Below are 19,631 nucleotides of genomic sequence, written 5' to 3' on the forward strand. Positions count from 1 at the left end.
TTACATTTCTAAAAAATTGACCTCCATAATCGGATTATGCGGTATGGAAGGTATGAAAAACGTTTTAATCTCACACTTGCCAAAGGTACTTTGCCAATTTCGCTTTAAGGCTGCTAAACTTATTTCTGTCTTCGCTTCTCTCCCGTATAGCTCTTGACAACGAAGAATCCATCCATTTCCGTCTTCGGCCGGTTTAAAGGCCACAGCAATAACATTGTCTGAAGAAATAACAATTCCCTCCGAAATTTGAGGCAAATCCCCTTCATGATACGTTTCCCATACTTGATGCAGCAGATTGTGCAATTCGTATGCCTTACGTACAACTCCACTATTTTGCCAAGAACCGATATGAGGCGAAAGTAAATAGACAAATTCCTGTACACCTTGATCCATAAATTCCACTTGTTCATCACGTTCGCCAAAATGGTCGGCATAAATCGGGCTTCGTACCATTGTCATCCTCAACTCATTGTCCAGCACATCGTATCCGTATTTTGCATCGTTAATCAAAGACAGACCGAACGTAGATGGCCCCACGCTGTCCGTTGTGCCTGGCTTACTGCCTGATAGATTCACCCACATTTGTCCAGGCACTTCATTTCCATTAGCAGGACGTTCTATGAAACCGTACGGAATTTCAAACACGGCAAGAGACTGCTCGACATTAACGGGAAAGGCAAGCTTTAGCATCTTGTGCTGTTCTCTCCAGTCCAGCCTTACCTTGACATGCACATCGGAGCTATCATTGAATAGGCTGATATCCTGACGAAGCACAGAAGTTCCATAATAGCTAGTTACCCTTATCGTCGCTCGCAGCGGTCCAGTTTCAAGCACCTTCATTTCAGCGTTACCAAATCGTCCTAACTCATCGCGATACTGTGTCAGACCGTGTCCCCATGTATCACTGTGGTTCTCATCGATGACGATAGGCACCGCTCCATCACCTAGCAGTACATTATGTCCGCCATTCAACTTGTCAATCATACGACGGATATATCCTGTAGCTGGATCAAGCTCAACGCATAACTTACTATTCTCTAGCAAGCACCCTTCTGCCCTAACGGCTGCGGTTGACTGCTCTGCATCAAACGTTTTATCACGGTATACCCAAAATACTTGATAACCAAAAGCCGGGATTCTCCCCTTAATTAAGGTGTCCCATTTATCACTGGTATTTGTCCGAGATGCCCTGATCGTTTGAATCGGCAGGGGCCTGCCTGCGGCATCTGTCACACCTGCCAGCTTCTTGTTAATTTCAATGGGTGCCTCCACTTCCCACGATAAGGGGTTAAAAACCACAAGAGGTGACCCGAGATCATCTTGCTCCCAAAGCTGCCAGTCCTTCTCCTTGCTTAATGATGTAACACCCGGTTTCATCGTATGAATGGACCAAGATAGCTTTTGAAGAGCCGCATTAATCGCTTTAGCCCCAATACTAAACGCTTCGCCGTAAAAATCCCGAACATCGTCAAAAGCTTCCTTAATACTGCAGCCGCCCATAATATCATGAAAGTGATTAAACATCACATTTTCCCAAGCACGATTAAGCGCTTCCACTGGATACGGTAAACCTCGCATTAAATTAGCCAGGGAAGACCATTTCTCAGCCGTAAGCATTTGGTGCTCAACTCTGCGGTTTGCGGCCTTGGATTCCGAATGTGTAGAATAACAACCGACGGCATGCATCTGCATTTCATCCTTAACCACAGGTATATCCGGAGCCATCTTCCTCATTTCAGAGAAATATTGATTCGGAGAACTAAACTGGATGCCGTCCATGTCGGGTCGTTGCCCGAGCTCACGGATCAGTTTGATATTCTGAATGGTCGGTCCCCCGCCATGATTGCCTACACCGTAGAATGACATGAAAGCATGCCCGCTTGCGACAGCCATAGCTCTGTGACTCATTATCTTAGCTTCCATTCCATTGCTCGCCCAATTGCCGTAACTGTCGGCTAGTCTAAATGTCATCACACGGCTGCCATCTTCCGATTCCCACCAGAATAAATCGTGCGGCAGCGTCTTCTCGTGCGCTCCCGGACGCATGAATACGTAGTAGTCCATCCCGCTTTGCTTCAATAGCTGCGGCATCATGCCGTGGTGACCGAACGAATCCACATTGTATCCGACCCGCGCCATCACCTGGAACTTTTTCATAAAATAGCGTTGTCCATATAAGCTGTGTCGTGCGAACGATTCACCCGACGGCAAATTGCAGTCCGGTTGTATCCACCAACCGCCTGTAATGACCCAGCGTCCTTCGGCAACACGCTGCTTGATTTCGGCAAACATCTCAGGAGCATTCTCTTCAACCCATTTGTAGTAAGCCGCACAAGCACAAGTAAATACGAAATCAGGGTACTCCTTCAAGCGATCCAACGCAGAACGGAAAGTCGCTTTAATCTCGGCATATCCCTCCTGCCAGCGCCATAGCCAAACCGGGTCCAAGTGGGCATTACCTATTAAATGAAGCTTCGTTTCCACAGCCATTTCACCCCCCTTAAGAGAAATCTTTAACCTTTAACAGAACCAAGCATGGCTCCTTGTACAAAGTATTTTTGCACAAACGGGTAAATAGCAAGCACGGGCAAGATGGCAACGAAAACACAGGCATACTTAATATTTTCCGTCATGACGGCCAGTCCTGCCTCTGCTGCACCAAGTTGTGCTGATTGTGTAGCCATATCTCCCGAAATGACGATATTACGCAAGATGATTTGCATCGGGTACAGATTTTTCTCATTTAAGTAAATAAGTGCAGGAAAGAAGCTGTTCCAGTGAGCCACTGCGTAAAAAAGAAACATGGTTGCCATAACAGGCAAAGAAAGCGGCAGCACAATTTTTGTGAAAACTCGGAATTCTCCGGCGCCGTCCATAATCGCAGACTCGTGCAGCGCTTCTGGAATTTCTTCAAAAAATGTTCTCATAAGGATCATATTGAAAACATTGATCGCAGTCGGAATTAATATTGCCCAAATCGTATTGACCATTCCCAAAGCATGGACCACCATATACCTCGGGATAAGACCACCGTCGAAGAACATGGTGAATACAACAAACAAAGCAAGAACTGAACGCCCATACATATGCTTACGCGACAAAGGGTATGCGCAAAGAGCCGTCATCGCCAAGTTAATAAGCACACCAGCGGCCGTATAGAAAATGGTATTTCCGTAGGAGCGCACAATAGCCGGATCATTAAAAATGACATTGTATGCTTTAAAATTAATATCTATAGGCCGCCAAAACACCTCACCGCTGCTAACCGATGATCCGGAGCTAATGGATATGATCCCCATATAATAAAGGGGGTATAGCGTAATAAAGATCATAACCAGCATAAAAGTTAAGTTCATCGTATCGAAAATAGAAAAGTTGCGAAATCGCATCCCAATCCCTCCTGCTAAAACAACCTTGATCCATTTATTTTTTTGGATATTTGATTTGCTGAAATGACAAGCGCAAAGGCCAGTATCGACTGGAAAATGCCTACAGCCGCAGCGAAGCTAAAGTCACTGTCAATCAACCCTCGGCGATAAACAAAGGTTTGGATAACATCTGCGGTTTCATAAGTGGGACCACTGTACAGTAATAAAATTTTCTCAAATCCGACCGAAAGCATTTTGCCCAAGGTTAAAAGCAGCATAATCGTAACAACGGTTGAAATCCCAGGCATTGTAATGTGCAGCAATTTACGCCATCGGTTTGCCCCGTCCATCGTTGCTGCCTCATAGAGTTGTGGATCGATAGTGGTCAATGCTGCCAAATATATAATGGAGTTCCAACCAATCCCTTGCCAGATTTCAGAGCCGACATAAATGGTTCGGAACCACTGAGGCATGGACATAAATGTCTTTGCTTCCCCGCCAAACAGCTTAACTATTTCATTAATGAGCCCATCGATGGAGAGAAAATTAACCAGCATACCTACGACTACAACGGTAGACAAGAAATGAGGAATATACGTAATACTTTGAATAAACTTTTTGAAAACTTTTTGTTGCAGCTCGTTTAACAATAAAGCGAACACGAGTGAAGATGGGAAATAAAAAATGAGAGAATACAAGTTGATTAGCACTGTATTGCGAACCACTTGCCAAAAGTACGGATCCGTTAAAAATTGACGGAAGTATTTGGTCCCTGCCCAAGGGCTATGAAAGAAACCCTTGACGATCGAATAATCTTCAAATGCCATCAAATTCCCAACCATGGGCGCATAATGAAAAATAACAAAATAAGCAAACGGTAATAAAAACATGAGATACAGCGGCATGCTCTTGCGGATATTCTTTTTAATCTCAACAGCTGGTGTCAAATATCTCCACTCCATTCCGGAAAATAAAGGGACAGGCTGCCAGGTATGCCTTAGAAGCAACCTGCCCTCTCACTGTATGAACTGAACTTTGAGCTTTATTTCACCCGGGCTAAGGCATCGTTATAGATTTTGACAATATCATCTGAACCTTTAGCTTTGAGTTGTTTTACGAAGTTATCCCAGTCCTTGAGCGCACCGTCTGTCATAATGAATTTATCCATGTTTTGAGCGAGGTAAGCGTCAAGCTGTGTACGGATTTGTTTTAGCTTCTCACGCTCTTCTTTTGTAAATGGCGGGTCATTAACGAATTGAACATTTTCGCCTGCGGCCAAACCATTGGATGCTTTCGTGTTCCAATCTACCCATTCCTTGGTGTTAAACGGTAATCCAGCATGATCATCGTTATCCAGACCAAATCCCAGGTAGCCCGTGCCATACTCAGATTGCAGTGCATAAAATGCGCTTGGCTGTCTGTCCTTGTACTTATTCACTACAGCGTCAGTCAATTTGTAATCGCCATTTTCGCCTGTGAAATCTTCACCTTTTACACCGAAGTTGGTAACCTCGATTCCTTCTTGGGAATAGAACCAATCCATGAATTGAACAACTTGTTCAGGATTTTTTACTTTCGCATTAATTACGTACGATTCCGACAAGTGGCCAAGTGCGTAGATAAGGTTCCGTTTTGCTCCGCTCGGCGTTGTCATGGTATCCAACATATCAAACTTAGCATTCGGATCCTTCTTCTGTAGATTAATGTTAAACGTGCTGGCGAAACCATTATTATCTTGGAAATAGAAGGATTTACCCGAGTTTAATTTCTCTTGCCATATTTGCGATGTAGCCGTAGCATAATCCGGATCAAGAAGCTTTTCTTTGTATAGTTTATTCAACCATGTAATAGCCTCTTTAAACTCTGGCATAGCCGGACCGAATTTGTATGTTTTATCCTTCGGCTCGTAATATACCTTCGTACCATTAAACGTTGTGTATCCGCTTCCAAAGGCAAACGCAATGGGATTGATTAGATTTTCTGTGCCTGTGAGTCCATTTGCAGCCCGAGCAGTGAACGGATAGGAATCCGGGTTCGCTTCTTTCATTTTCTTCATCACTTGATATAATTCATCGTAAGTAGTCGGCTTTTTCAAACCTAGCTTATCAAGCACATCCACGCGGATCATCGAAAGCTGGCCGCCAACACCCTGCCAATTTGCAACAAGAGGGAATCCATAAAGCTTTCCGTCAATTTTGTTTTTATTGATCTCCGGCTGCTGGGCAATGACTTTCTTCAAATTAGGCATTTTGTCCAAATAAGGAGTCAAATCAAGAAAGGTTCCCGAGTCGGCAAAGTTCTGAATATCGTCTTGTTTGACAAGCATCACATCAGGCAGGGTATTCGTGGCGATCAACGTTTTCTTCTTATCATCGTAGTTGCTTTGTGGGACGCTTTGGAGATTTAGTTTTACATTTTTGCGTTTTGCAATTTCCTGAACAGCTTTTGAATTAGTCACAATGGCTTGCGAGGGGTGTTCGTATCTCATCCAAGTCAGCGATAGTGGTTGGGCCGGTACTGGCGTACTTGACGCACCGGCGGTAGTTGCCGGAGTCGAAGAATTATTCGTTGAAGTCGTGGAAGCCGTTGAACTGCTAGTTGAACTGCTTCCACAACCGCTAAGCGCACTTGATAGCAAAAGCAATGAACCAGTTACTGCCATAATCCCCTTTTTTGATTTCATCGAATGAATCCTCCCATGGTATTGGATTGGCTTACACGAGGATCATAGCACACCTTTTTTGGGCATTTGAATGTCCAAATTGGCGTTTTAGGCACCGTTTTTCCGCTATTCGGACCTTGATTCATTTCTCCGCTATGATGCAAATAGTCATAAAGCTTAGCTCAACAGTTACGAAGTCGGTTTATAAAATAAGAGGCTATCTCCTAGGTCATTTCTGACTTTGAGACAGCCCCTGTACAAATCATATTATTTTAGCAATTTTAAAACCCTATAAACCATGGTTGCCACTTCTGCTCTTGTTGCTTTGCCTTCCGGATTTATCAAGTTGTCACTACCCTCAATAATTCCTGCTTTCACAAGTAAAGCGACGCTTTCTTTGGCGTACTCCGCAATGCTGGATGCATCCTTAAAGGAATTTAAATCGTCTTGGCTCCCCTTTAACGACAACTTCCCTGCTTTTTGAAGAGATTTAGCAATTAGCACCATCAAATCTTGTCTGCTAATTTCTTCAAGCGGATTAAACTTGTTACCGCCAACCCCTTCTGTAATTCCCAAAGCTTTTGTTACACCCAGAGCTTCATAATAATAATCGTCTTTTTTCACATCATCAAAATTGGAACTAAATTCAGCTTTCAAGCCAAGAGCTCTTACAACCATTACTAACATATCCGCTCTTGTAATATGCTTCTCTGGCGAAAATAACTGATCTGACGTCCCATTAACAATTCCTTTTTTTGCCAAATCATAAATGGCATCCTTAGCCCATAAATAGTTGTCATTAACATCTTTAAATACTTGCTTTGGAGTTGTGTCAGGCTGCTTTGTTGGCGGATTAACAGGTGGCTGCTCGGTCACAGGCGGCACTTGGGGTGAAGCTGTTGCGCTGCCACTACTGCCACGGCTGCCGCCGCTGCTTCCTAGCACTTTGACGACTGCCGTTCCAGCCGCTGCGTTGCTTCCGTCAATCACCTTTGCAGTAATGATTGCGTTACCAACATTTTTGGCTGTAACCTCCCCTTTATCATTAACTGAAACAACATTCTCATCACTTGAACTCCAGTTGACTGATTTAATATTGGAATCATCCGGTGTTATAGCTGCTGCTAAAGCACTTGACTGACCTCTATGTAGCGTAATTTCCCCCGGTGTGACAATAACGCTTGCAGCAGGTATTCTTACATCTACGTTAGCCGTCATATTAAAGTTACCGTCAAGTGTTTTCGCTGTTATGACAACAGTCCCTTTATTAACAGCACGGACAATACCATCCGTATCCACTGCAGCAATATTAGAATCGCTTGAACTCCACAGCACCGTCTTATTCGTTGTGTTGCTTGGAGATACTGTAGCAGCCAGCGCTTCAGATTGACCCTTGAACATAGCAAGATTAGTTTTATTTAACTCCAAGCCTTGAGCCGCAACCGCGTTAGGATCATTATAGAGATATACTCTCAACGGTACTTTGAAGAACGGCAGCATATCGCTTGTTACCCCTTGCGGAAGCTTGGTCTCATCAACAACGCCAGTCAGGTTGCTAATTAATGAATTCAATTTATAATTCGCTTTAATAGCTGCAACATCCCAATTCACCGACAAATCAACAGAGGGAAGCACACCGTTCGCTGGCCCCGGCTTATAGGAGGTATATGCTTTGATTGTAGATGGGAACAGGGCTTTAATCGCACTATCGGATGCAGTACTGATATTAAAAGAAGCAGGCACTGCAATTTCACGATCGATGCTCTCATATTCTCTGATTATGTTTACCGTATCACCTTGCTTAATCCAGTCCTCGGTAATTCTGGAGAAGGTAATGTTTTTATAGCCGCCCAAGGATTGATTAGCAGAGTCCATATCAAGCGCAGAGAAGAACCGGCTGAAGCTGATCAGAATATCCCCATTATCTGCTTGAGTTATGGCAGGGTAATGATAGCTTCCCATACTGCTTCTTGTATCCAGGGCAAGATGCCTTCTGTATTTCCATGTTTTCCCTTCATCGTCCGAAAGGGCGACAGCCAACGTGTTCCGGTTCGATTCCGTATCTACGTGAACGAATGCCCAATTACCGTTCTTAAGCTGCAGAAGGTCGTGCCCTACACCCGGATCCTGCAGTTCAGGAACATCCTTGACCGTTGACCATGTCAATCCCTTGTCTTTAGACTCGGAAGCCACCACACGATAAGGTCTTGGACCGTTGTCACGCATATAAGCTACAATGGTGCCATCTGTTCTTTGAGCCATCGTTGCCTGAATGTTGGCGATACCTACAATGGGCTCGCTCATCTCCCAACGAACCGAGTTATCCGCAAGAGGCTTGGAAGGATCATACTCTGTAAAAGCCATTATGCTCATTTCCAATAGGTCGGAATAGAGAGGCAGGAGCAAACGAATTTTGCCGTTGCCCAAATCTACTGCAAACGGCTTATCTTTCGTTTGCCAGCCGAGCCGGCGGGCATACGGATAGCCTGAACGAGGTTCAGTAATTGCGTCCGCTACTGTGGGAGCATACAGATATTTGGTTGGGTCACCCCCAATCAACTGCATGGTCTGCATGACTAAACCATCAAATTCAGCTTCATTTATTTTACGGCTCATACCTGCTCCGCCGTCAGCAATTGGTTTGAACAAGTACTCTTTTTGCTCATCAAGCTTGGCTTTTACTGTATTCACGAAACCTTTGGCCAACTCTTGGCGCGCTACAACAGGTGCTGTGGCCCAAGAAGGTCTTGATGCTGCTCCAGGTCTATCATCGAGCGACAGACTTATATGATCATCTGCGCTTTTCGGATCGACTACACCGCCAATATTTTTACCAAGTTTAATCCCAACATTCTCTGAAAATGTCCAATTCGGCGTTTTGTTTCCAACCGCTTCAAGCTCATAGCTGCCTTTTTCGGCATAAGCATATCTAGGCTGGGAAGTTTGCCATCTGCCCGCCAATACGGGATACCAAAAAAACCAGAGGCGGTCGCCGGAATCAACGTATACGACTGGATTAATATCAGCAATATCTTGAGCATCGGTCATTACAAACGGGTTCATCCATGTTTTTCCACCGTCCATGGAACGGGCTCCCATAATCTTTGTCGTAGTCGCATCCCGTTCGCCATTTCCCTGAAACCATACACACAACAACTCACCGCTTGGCAGCTCTACAATACTGGAGCCATGTACGTGGTCGCCTGTAGCACCATTATCCTTAATTGGTTTGAAAATACTTACAGCTTGATCAGAAATGTTAAATGTTCCCGTAGTAGCAGCCAAGGCAGGAATGAAACTTGTTGCTGAGATCGCGATACAAACAGTCAGTGATGTTAGTAGTTTGAATTTCCTGTTCATCTGCATTACTCCTTTCATTGGGTAACCTTAACGATGAATTTATAGATTGTTCCGTATTTATTGCTTACAGCAGTTATCATTGCAGTTCCTGGTGCAATTGCATTTACGATTCCGGTCGTGGGGTTATTCGTAGCGACAGCAGGCATGTCTGAAGTCACTGTCAGTGTATCGATTGCTGCATTGGACGATTGTCCGCCTATCGATAGATTGTAGGTCAGTTGTGTAGTGTCTCCTGCTTTCAGTTCAATTGTCGGTAACATGGTAACACTGTCAATAGACGGTAATTTCCCAGAGCCGTAAGTTGCTGTCACAACAGAATTAAACAAGGTTCCAATCTCGCTGCTTGCGAGTTTAGAGAAGCCAATCGTTCTGTCTTCACCACCAGCTGCAGGAATCTTATAAGTATAGTTCATCAAAGCGTTCCCAGCTCGGTCGACGACAACCGATGGATACTCGTAGCTCTCACCATTGTTCATGCCATCCTTAATCATGATCGGCTTCCAAGTCAATCCTTCATCGGATGAAAGCAATAAACTGAAAGAATTTCTATTTCCGTCTTGTTTAGGCTTCACTACGCTGCGTGCGGTTTCTTGATTTGTAGCTAGCAACCAGCTGCCATTTGGAAGCTTGGAAAGTTCAAAACCGCCGTCGTTTTTCAAATAAGGATCAACTTTTGGAACACTCCACGTAGCTCCGTAATCGGTGGACTCCGAGTATGTAGTGTGCCAAGCCATGCGTCCGTTTCTGCCATCTAGCTTACCGCTTCTAAAATAACCGCGAATCGTGCCATCCTTCTTTTGGATCAGCGAGCCTTGAATCGTACCTGATCCTACAATGGGGTCACTAAATTGCCAGGTGATGCCGTGATCATCGGTATACGCGCAAACGGAATTGGCCAATGAATCTGAATATAACGGCAAAATTAATCGTTTGGTAACGCCATCTGCAAGTGTTACTTCAATCGGTTTATTTTTTGTTTGCCATCCAAGTCTCCGGTAAATAGGTCCCCATGTATTTACATCATTGTCTGCACCAGAAGCACGCTCAATTGAATTTTTAATAATTGACGGCTCTTTTACGGAAACTCCCGTGGTAAGCATAGTAATGATTTCATCTGTTCTGCCCGCATACACATCGTCATAAGGCTTCGCGGATTTCAAATATGAAACGTACTGATCATATTTATTTCTCATCTGGACAACAAAGCGGTCTGTAATAAAACGGGTACCTCCGCCAAACTTTGTAGTGACGGATACGTACTGTGACGGGTCCAGATAAGCTGCAGCAGTCACAGAGCTTGGATTTACAAACTTAATCTCGGCACCCTTGATGCCATAAGTCCACTGTCCATTTGAGAATTTGCCCTCGCCAAACATGCCTTCGCCAACATTGGTGTATATTGGCTGCGGAAAATGCCACTTCGGGTTTCCGCCGTTGCGAGCGGCGTATTCATAGCTGCCCATTTCGGCATACATAAATTTAGTTTGAGTGGATACCCATTGGCCATTGTAAATGACACCATAGAACAACCATAGTCTTTGTTGGCTATCTACGAAAAGAACCGGGTTGTTATCCGGGAAATCCCATGTATCATAAACAACAAATGGTTCTGTCCAAGTGTTCCCGCCATCTTTCGAGCGAGAACCGATCAGCTTGGTTAAATTCCCATCTCTTTCTCCATTTCCGTTAAACCATACAGAGAAGAGTGTGCCATCTGGCAGTTCTACCATAGTGGAACCGTGATTCGCAATCTTGTCGTTGGGCATCATTCTAGAATGACTAATGCCCTGCGGCGCTGCTGCATCCACAACTACAGAACTAAACACGCTTAAAATTAACATTAGAGACAATAAAAAGCTTAAACGTTTCATCTTCTCCAATTTCTTCAAGCTGGGTCACGTCCTTTCCTATTGTTAATAAAAACTATCCTTTAATGCCTGTTTTCTTGCGATTGTATGCGTTTACATAACAATCAGTGAATTCATCACAACCGCTAAGCACAATGGATGGCACTACTAATGAACCCGTTATTTCGGTAATCCTCAATTATTATTTCATCGAATAGATCCTCCTATATCATTGGTTTGTCTCACACGAGGAGCATAGCATAGCTTTTTTGAACATTTGAATATCCAAATTGGTGTTACAAGTGCCGTTTTTCCGCTATTTGGACCTTGATTCATTTCTCCGCTATGATGCAAAAAGTCATAAATCGAGATGTTTCATGCGGAAAAACAACAAAACCGGCACTCCATCGGAGTACCGGTCCATACATTCACCTATCCAACCTCACTCAATCGCCCATCCACCAGTTCCAGCGCCTTCATGACAACTATGTGGGCAACCATATACATTCAAAGTGTCTTCAACCGTCGTTGTCACTTAACCCATTGGTTTGCCGCTTTGGCAAGCTTATGCTTTCATTTTACTGTTGCAAATTTATGCTTCCAATCGTGAAAAATCCTTGGTTTATAAAGTGATTAAATTAACCGCCCAAATAAAAAATGGCCAACACAATTACGTGTTAGCCATTGGAGCCTAAATTTCCATTACGCTCCATTTAGTTGATGTTCCTTTCTTTTTAGAGTAACATTTGATGGTAACAGCGGTATCAGTAATGTTCCCCATTGTCAAGACACGATCTTTTAAGGAATAAGTTATGTCCTCCTTCTCGTAAATATTTAGTGTTTTAGTGGGCATAAAATTGATCAGGCTTTCATTAAGAGATTGATGAGGACGCTCTTGGTAATAAGATTGGACATAGCGAGCTATCCCTTTGCGCAGCGCATCATGATAAAGTCCATGATCCGGCCATTGATTCTTGCTTAAATTGGATTCATTGGACATTTGTTGGTATGTTTTTTGATTTTTTTGATTTTGATTTAGCTGTATAAGCTTCTTCGCCACAGCTACTCAAGGGTTGTCTTATTCGACAAAGATATTCTATTGATACTTCTTCTCAAAGAATCTTTAAAAGGGCTTTACTCTTTACGAGATGAGCTGCGTAAAATCAGCTCTTTAATTTACTACGAAGCACCATTTGCAATACTCCGCCATGACGGTAATAATCGATTTCAGTTTCGTTTTCGAATCTAACAATCGCCTTGAATCGTTTTCGTTTTCCCTTCTCATCTGCTGCCGAGACGATAACTGTTTGCCGTGGCCCCATGCTTTCATCGATGTCGATATCAAAAACCTCGGTACCAATCAACCCAAACGTTTCGGCATTTTCTCCATCCCGAAATTGCAGGGGAAGTACCCCCATCAGAGCTAGATTGCTTCTATGAATGCGCTCGAAGCTTTGGGCGATAACCGCACGTACACCCAGAAGATGTGTAGCTTTTGCCGCCCAATCACGCGAGCTTCCCATACCGTATTCGTTTCCAGCGATAACGATTAATCCCGTACTATCCTGATGGTATTTCATAGCGGCATCGTAAATCGACATGATCTTCCCGCTCGGAAAATAAGTCGTTACCCCGCCCTCCGTACCTTGCGCTATCTGATTACGAATTCTAATATTGGAAAAACCTCCTCGCACCATGACGTGATGATTGCCCCTGCGGGCACCGTATGAGCTCAGATCCTCTGTCTTAACACCCCGATCCGTCAAATAGATTCCTGCGTCGCTGTCCGGCGGAATCGTGCCACCTGCCGGAGAAATATGATCGGTCGTAATGGAATTGCCCAGCTTTGCCAGCACACGCAATCCTTCCAATGGGCGGATTTCTCCCGGCTCCCATGACAAGTTCGTGAAAAACGGAGGGTTCTGCAAAAATGTCGATCGTTCATCCCACTCATATAACAAACCTTCATCAGCTTTCATATCGTTCCATCTGCTGTTTCCGGTAAATAATGTTTCGTTTCGTGACTTAAACAGCTCCGGTGTGACTGATTCTTTGATGATGTGGTGAACCTCCGCCTCAGACGGCCATAAATCGCTCAAATAGACATCATTCCCCTCCGTATCCTTGCCGAGCGGTTCGCTGCGAAGGTCTATATCTATCGTACCTGCAATGGCATATGCGATAACGAGTGGTGGGGAAGCAAGGAAATTTGCCTTAACCAGCGGATGAATGCGCCCTTCGAAGTTGCGGTTCCCCGAAAGAATACCGCACACGATCATATCGTTACGAACGATCTCCTCCGCGATTTCTTCCGGAAGCGGTCCAGAATTGCCCACGCAAGTGGTACATCCGTAACCTACAAGATAAAATCCGAGCCGTTCCAGAAATGGCAGCAGCCCAGCTTTCTGTAAATAATCCGCGACGACTTTCGAGCCTGGTGAAAGGCTTGTTTTCACGTATGCGGGAACGATCAGCCCTTTTTCCACAGCCTTTTTGGCGAGGAGCCCTGCGCTGATCATCACATGCGGATTGGATGTATTAGTACAGCTGGTAATAGCCGCAAGGACGATGGAGCCGGTTTTGAGCTTCGACGTCATTCCCCCTGAGTGGCTGATTAACACTTCTTTGGAAATTTCGTCTTGACTAAGGCCATATCCGTGATTCCTTGTTTCAAGCGTCAACGCTTTACGGAACGTTTCTTTTACCTCTGAGAGACGAATCACATCTTGCGGACGTTTCGGACCGGCCAGACATGTTTCGATTGCCGATAGATTAAGGTCGATAATCTCCGTGTACGTGGCTTCTTCGGATTCAAACGTGTAGAACAAATCGTTTGCTTTGCAGTAAGCTTCTACAAGTTGAATCTGCTCTTCCTCCCGGCCGGATAACCTCAAGTAGTCCAGCGTTTCCTGATCGACAGGGAAGATCGTCATCGTAGCCCCATTCTCCGGAGACATGTTCGATACCGTCGCTCTGTCTGCTAATGATAATTGCGCGACACCTTCACCGAAAAACTCAACGAATTTGCCGACAACTTTTTTCTTGCGCAGCAAATTCGTTACGTATAATGCCAAATCCGTGCCCGTTGTTCCAGCAGGAAGCCTACCGCTCAAGCGGATTCCTACCACTTCTGGAGCGGGAAAGCAGGAGGGCTGACCGAGCATGCCTGCTTCGGCCTCAATGCCACCGACTCCCCAGCCGACAACGCCAAGCCCGTTGATCATCGGGGTGTGGGAATCCGTACCAAAACAAGTGTCTGGGTAAGCGAGATACTCCCCCTGCCCCTCCCCTTCTTCCACGAAGCAAATGACGGAGGCCAAGTATTCGAGATTCGCTTGGTGAATAATGGCCGTTGAAGGCGGCACGGCACGGAACCGATCGATAGAGCCCGTAGCCCATTTAAAAAACTTGTACCGTTCATAATTCAGTTCGAAGCCCCGGTCTATGTTGTATTGAAGTGCATCCGGCGAACCGAACCGGTCCACTTGTTCCGCATGGTCTATAACAAGATCCACAGGGATTTCCGGGTTAATAAGAGCTGGATCTCCCCCCATATCTTTCATCGCTTTTCTTAGTGAAGCGAGGTCCGTGACCACGGGCACCCCAGTAAAATCTTGCAGAACAATCCGTGCCGGCTTAAAAGGAACGTCGATGCTATTCTTCATCTCAGGGGTTCCCCATCGGGCTAGGTTTTCAATGTGTTCTCGAGTAATTGTCCGTCCATCATATTGGCGCAGTAAGGATTCAAGCAAAATTTTGATGGAATAAGGCAGCTTCGAAATACGGCCAAAACCCGCTTCCTCCAAAGCCAGCAGACGGTAGTAGATAAATGTTTTACCATTTAATTCGAAGCGGGAACGAGCTGCGCACGTATCTTTTTGATCTGCCATCACGATGAATTCCCTCCATATCCGAAAACGTAATGTTTACTCTGGAATATACAGATCGCCTTTCATTATTCTTCTTGCAGTACGGTCCAGTCCGACGAAGGCAACGTCCTTGTTATCCTCTGTTAACGAAACGCGTACCTCTGCAATCCCTTCCGAATGACCGATTCGGATGATTTGATCTTGCAAACGGGCTTTCTTAGCCGCAAATCGATTTGGTAGAGTACCCGGCAACAAGGCGGCGGCAGCTATGTTATAAAGTCCGCTTCCGGCAAAAGTTCGATGAAATTTCCCCATCGATAGCATTTTAGCCACAATATCGATATCTTCTTTTTTGATCCGCTTGCCTGTGGAAGTAACATAGTCATGAGGCTTCGATACTATTGCGATTTTAGGAACGGAGCCTGCGACTTGTTCAGGAGACTTCGCCATTCCCGCATGAACAGCCATTCGACTTCGAATGATTTCAAGTTCATTAAGCAGCTCCTCGTTCATTGAAAGCTCGCTATTCGGTTCCATTCCTCTAATTCCCAATTCTTCAGCAGCCACGTATACAAAAGGATTGACGACATCGACGAATGATACATTATAATCCCTCTGCTCTGTCTTCACGGTACATAGCAAACCGACCGGCAAAGTCTTTCCCGTCTTTCCTCCCCCAGGATTCATAATATTAACGGTGAATTTAGCGCCGGTCCCCAAGATTCCAGGCATAGCATATTCGCCTAACACTTTTGCTTTACCGTTCACAAGCGGTACTGTTATCTGAAGCATTTTCTGAATATTGGTGTTAAACACGGACACGTCCACATCATCCGCGTAAGGGTCTACTACAACCATACCCTCATCTACTGCAAAGGCGCCTACGGCAGCCATTAAATTGCCGCATGTTCCTTTGTCATCGACGATCTCTTCGCCAATTCCGATTTGATAGAACGTATAATCCACATCCGCCCCATCGCGCTGCGAACGCGAAACGACACATACTTTGCTTGTATGCGAGGTTCCGCTGCCGAGTCCATTAATTTGATTCACGTTATAAGCGTCGATCCCATGTAGGAAAATGTTCCTCTGCATTATTGAATCTTCCGGTAGGCTGCTATTATCAAAAAACACACCTCGGCTTGTGCCACCCCTGTAAACGGCGCACGGTACGGAAAATTGGGGCATATCCATCGACCTCCATACTCAATTTGCTTGATTAAGCTGGTTTCATTGTAGTGCACGATTCGGTAAAAAAATAATACTTATACCAAATGGGTATCCATCAAGATTTTAAATATCTGGAGATATAAGATTTATTTATCGTGTGCTATTCTTTATTTGAATTTCATCTAAGCAGAAACATCCTCTATAGTTATATTTAGCAAAAGATTTTGGCTGACAGGCCAGAATCCTACAGTAAATACACAATATGACTATGTCCAATAAGGAGGGTTTCGCTTGTCTTACGATATCGTTGACCGATTCCAACAGCTTCCTACAACCTGCATATCGGATGCTATGAAAGGAATGAACGGTTTGGACCCCCACATTAAACCTTTAAAGGAGGAATACCGGGTGGTGGGAAGAGCTATTACCGTTCGGATGCCTGCTGGGGATAACACGGCCGTGCTTAGAGCGATCCGGGAAGCCAAGCTGGGGGATATTCTGGTTATCTTCGTGGAGGGGGATGATTATCGCGCGGTCGCGGGGGATTTTGTCGTCGGCATGGCCCAATCGTTAGGAATCAAAGGCATAGTCGCGAATGGCTACATTCGAGATATCGCAGGTGTGAAGCAACTTCATTTCCCTGTATTCTGCAGAGGGGTAACAGCTGCAGCCAGCGCCAAATCCGGTGCCGGCGAGATTAATGTTCCGGTTTCATTCAGCGGAGCAACGGTTCATCCAGGCGATATTGTCGTCGGTGATGCGGACGGAGTCGTTATCGTGCCCCAAAGGCAGGAACAAGAAGTGCTTCGATTGGCAATGACCAAGCTGGATCTGGATCATAAACGTGCGGCTGAATATTCTGGAAATCCCGAACGAATCATCCGTTATATTGATGAGATTATCGGTACAAGCAAATCGTAAGAGTCGATACTTTAATGGTTACTTCAGTTAAAAAATGGGGGGATTTCTCCCTCCCATTTTTTTATCCTGTTATTAAGGATTGCTCAAATCCAAACTTTGCATAAATTGCACAAAAGCTTTTACCAGATTTAATTCCAACGCTTCCTCATGGTAATACATCCAAGTTCTTCTGATTAGAGGCTTGCCGTTGCTATCGGCAATATTAATTTTGTGAATGTCAGGGACACCTTCGAGAATTAGGGTCGGCATAATGGCATAACCTAAGCCTCGAATTACCATTTCCCGGCAAGTTTCAACTTTATCCACTTCGATGCCGATCACCGGAGGATGGGCGAATCTGCCGGACCACCAATCATTTACCATCGATTTAAACAAGTAGTCCGTCTGATAATCGATTCTGGATATAAAAGGAAGAGCGTCCATTTCGATATCTTTCCTGGATGCGATACATACCTTCTCCTCGAAGAGGAGATGCTTCCGATTCCTCCAAGGGTAATCCCCACGAACAAAACCGATATGAACATGCTGGTTATAAACCATTTTAAGTACATCGCTGCTCCAGCCCGTGATGACTTTAAACTCTACATCGGGATAATTATGCTTAAATAACTCTAAAATGGCCGGCAGTTTATTGCGCGTAAAATAGTTGGAAACTCCGAGTCTCAACGTTCCCGTGACTTGGCTGCGCATATTAATGACATGATCCTTTATGTTATTGATTCGTAGAAGCATATCGGCGGCGCATTTGGCCAAATATTCCCCTTCTGGCGTTAGATCAATGCCTCTGCTTTTCCGCAGAACGATTTGAACACCGAATTCCTTTTCGATTTGCTGCAGCCGATTCGTCAAGGCAGGTTGCGAAATAAATAAAATTTGCGCCGTTCGAGTAACATTGCGCTGCTCGGAAAGTACTTTGATAATATTCCAATCCCTGTCGTCCATTTAGATCACGAACATGTCCACGAATTGATGGACAGGCGTTTGCTCAAGCTCTTGCTGGTTCAGGCATAGCTCCATGATGGCTTGTGACTGTTTCCGCGGAAAACGCGTTGCCAGGTTCGCCGCATATTTTTGTTCCAGAAGTGGAACTCCTTCCGCACGTCTTCTTTTATGACCGATAGGGAACTCCACTTCTACCTGCTCCGTACTGCTGCCATCCGTGTAGAATATTTGAACCGCGTTCGCTATCGAACGCAAATTAGGCTCGTGATATTCCCGAGTGTAACGCTCATCCTCCTTCGTCATCATTTTGGCTCGCAGCGAATCGATCCGGGGATCGCACGCAATGGTATCCTCGTAATGATCCGCAGTCAATTCACCAAAAATCAAACCGATGGCGACCATATACTGCAAGCAGTGGTCACGGTCCGCTGGATTGTGAAGCGGTCCCTGCTTATCGATGATGCGAATGGCGGATTCGTGCGTGGTGAGTACGATGCGATCGATATCCTCCAATCTGCTCCGAACCTCAGTATGCAGCCGGATCGCACACTCTACTGCGGTTTGGGCGTGGAATTCCGCCGGATACGAGATTTTGAACAGCACGTTTTCCATCACATAAGAGTCGTACGAGCGTTGAAACTTGAATTCGTCCCCTCGGAATAACGTATCGTAGAACCCCCAAGTTTTAGCGGTAAGTGCGGAAGGATAGCCCATTTCGCCTTTTAGCGCCATCATGGATAGACGGACGGCTCGGCTGGTGGCGTCACCGGCGGCCCAAGATTTGCGTGAACCGGTATTCGGCGCATGACGATAAGTTCGCAGCGCATGACCGTCCACCCACGCGCCCGAAACTGCGTTGATCATCTCCTCTTTCGATCCGCCAAGCAGCTTCGTTACAACCGCGGTTGAAGCTATCTTAACTAGCACCACATGATCGAGGCCGACGCGGTTAAAGCTGTTTTCAAGCGCTATTATGCCCTGAATTTCATGCGCTTTGATCATCGAGGTCAGCACGTCTCGCATCGTCAAAGGGACTCCCCCTTCAGCGACTCTCGTTCTGCTGATGTAATCGGCAACCGCAAGAATGCCTCCCAGGTTATCCGATGGATGTCCCCATTCGGCGGCAAGCCATGTATCGTTGTAGTCCAGCCAACGTATCATGCAGCCGATGTTGAACGCTGCCGTCACCGGGTCCAATTGATACTGGGTTCCCGGAACTTTTGCTCCGTGAGGTACTGTGGTTCCTGGAACTATCGGTCCGAGGTGCTTCGTACACTCCGGATACCGCAGAGCAAGCAAACCGCAACCAAGTGTGTCCATCAAGCATAGGCGCGCCGTCTGAAAAGCTTCTGGGCTTTGAATCTCGTAATCATAAACATAGTCAGCTAAATCCAGCAAAACGCGATCCGGCTCCGGTCGAACATTACTAATAGGTGATGACATCGGGATACCTCCGTGAAGTCTTAATCGATATTGAACAGATCAGGGTCGT

General features: G+C 45.4%; 12 protein-coding genes. 1 reads left to right on the forward strand and 11 read right to left on the reverse strand.

What is annotated here, in order from left to right:
* From QMA13_RS23765 to QMA13_RS23805, 9 genes are all read right to left on the reverse strand, one after another.
* Positions 1–2,490, reverse strand: a complete 2,490-nt coding sequence (locus QMA13_RS23765) for an alpha-mannosidase (RefSeq protein ID WP_282936214.1) — start codon at positions 2,488–2,490, stop codon at positions 1–3.
* 23 nt (positions 2,491–2,513) lie between these two features.
* Positions 2,514–3,389, reverse strand: a complete 876-nt coding sequence (locus QMA13_RS23770; protein ID WP_028550736.1) for a carbohydrate ABC transporter permease — start codon at positions 3,387–3,389, stop codon at positions 2,514–2,516.
* A gap of 14 nt (positions 3,390–3,403) precedes the next feature.
* Positions 3,404–4,330: an ABC transporter permease gene (locus tag QMA13_RS23775; RefSeq protein WP_282936215.1), complete on the reverse strand. Its 927-nt coding sequence runs from the start codon at positions 4,328–4,330 to the stop codon at positions 3,404–3,406.
* 80 nt (positions 4,331–4,410) lie between these two features.
* Entirely contained in the window at positions 4,411–6,051 is a 1,641-nt protein-coding gene (locus QMA13_RS23780) for an extracellular solute-binding protein (protein WP_282936216.1), read from the reverse strand.
* Between the two features lie 246 nt (positions 6,052–6,297).
* Positions 6,298–9,390 (reverse strand): exo-alpha-sialidase, encoded by a 3,093-nt coding sequence (locus QMA13_RS23785; protein ID WP_282936217.1) that lies wholly within the window; start codon positions 9,388–9,390, stop codon positions 6,298–6,300.
* A 14-nt stretch (positions 9,391–9,404) separates the two neighbouring features.
* The gene (locus tag QMA13_RS23790; RefSeq protein ID WP_282936218.1) at positions 9,405–11,231 is read right to left on the reverse strand and encodes an exo-alpha-sialidase; all 1,827 of its coding nucleotides are present in this window, start codon (positions 11,229–11,231) and stop codon (positions 9,405–9,407) included.
* A 697-nt stretch (positions 11,232–11,928) separates the two neighbouring features.
* Positions 11,929–12,297 (reverse strand): hypothetical protein, encoded by a 369-nt coding sequence (locus QMA13_RS23795; RefSeq protein ID WP_282936219.1) that lies wholly within the window; start codon positions 12,295–12,297, stop codon positions 11,929–11,931.
* Between the two features lie 103 nt (positions 12,298–12,400).
* On the reverse strand, positions 12,401–15,127 hold the full coding sequence (acnA, locus tag QMA13_RS23800; protein WP_282943527.1) for an aconitate hydratase AcnA: 2,727 nt from the start codon (positions 15,125–15,127) through the stop codon (positions 12,401–12,403).
* A gap of 36 nt (positions 15,128–15,163) precedes the next feature.
* Complete coding sequence (locus QMA13_RS23805; RefSeq protein ID WP_349254166.1) at positions 15,164–16,300, reverse strand: PrpF domain-containing protein; 1,137 nt, start codon at positions 16,298–16,300, stop codon at positions 15,164–15,166.
* A 267-nt stretch (positions 16,301–16,567) separates the two neighbouring features.
* Here QMA13_RS23805 and QMA13_RS23810 point away from each other — a divergent pair, with 267 nt between their 5' ends.
* Positions 16,568–17,197, forward strand: a complete 630-nt coding sequence (locus QMA13_RS23810) for an RraA family protein (RefSeq protein WP_282936221.1) — start codon at positions 16,568–16,570, stop codon at positions 17,195–17,197.
* A gap of 72 nt (positions 17,198–17,269) precedes the next feature.
* Here QMA13_RS23810 and QMA13_RS23815 read toward each other — a convergent pair whose 3' ends face one another.
* Positions 17,270–18,139: a LysR family transcriptional regulator gene (locus tag QMA13_RS23815; RefSeq protein WP_282936222.1), complete on the reverse strand. Its 870-nt coding sequence runs from the start codon at positions 18,137–18,139 to the stop codon at positions 17,270–17,272.
* The gene (locus QMA13_RS23820; RefSeq protein ID WP_282936223.1) at positions 18,140–19,582 is read right to left on the reverse strand and encodes a bifunctional 2-methylcitrate dehydratase/aconitate hydratase; all 1,443 of its coding nucleotides are present in this window, start codon (positions 19,580–19,582) and stop codon (positions 18,140–18,142) included.
* Positions 19,583–19,631 lie beyond the last annotated feature (49 nt).

The sequence above is a fragment of the Paenibacillus sp. RC67 genome, from assembly GCF_030020805.1.
GTDB lineage: Bacteria > Bacillota > Bacilli > Paenibacillales > NBRC-103111 > Paenibacillus_S.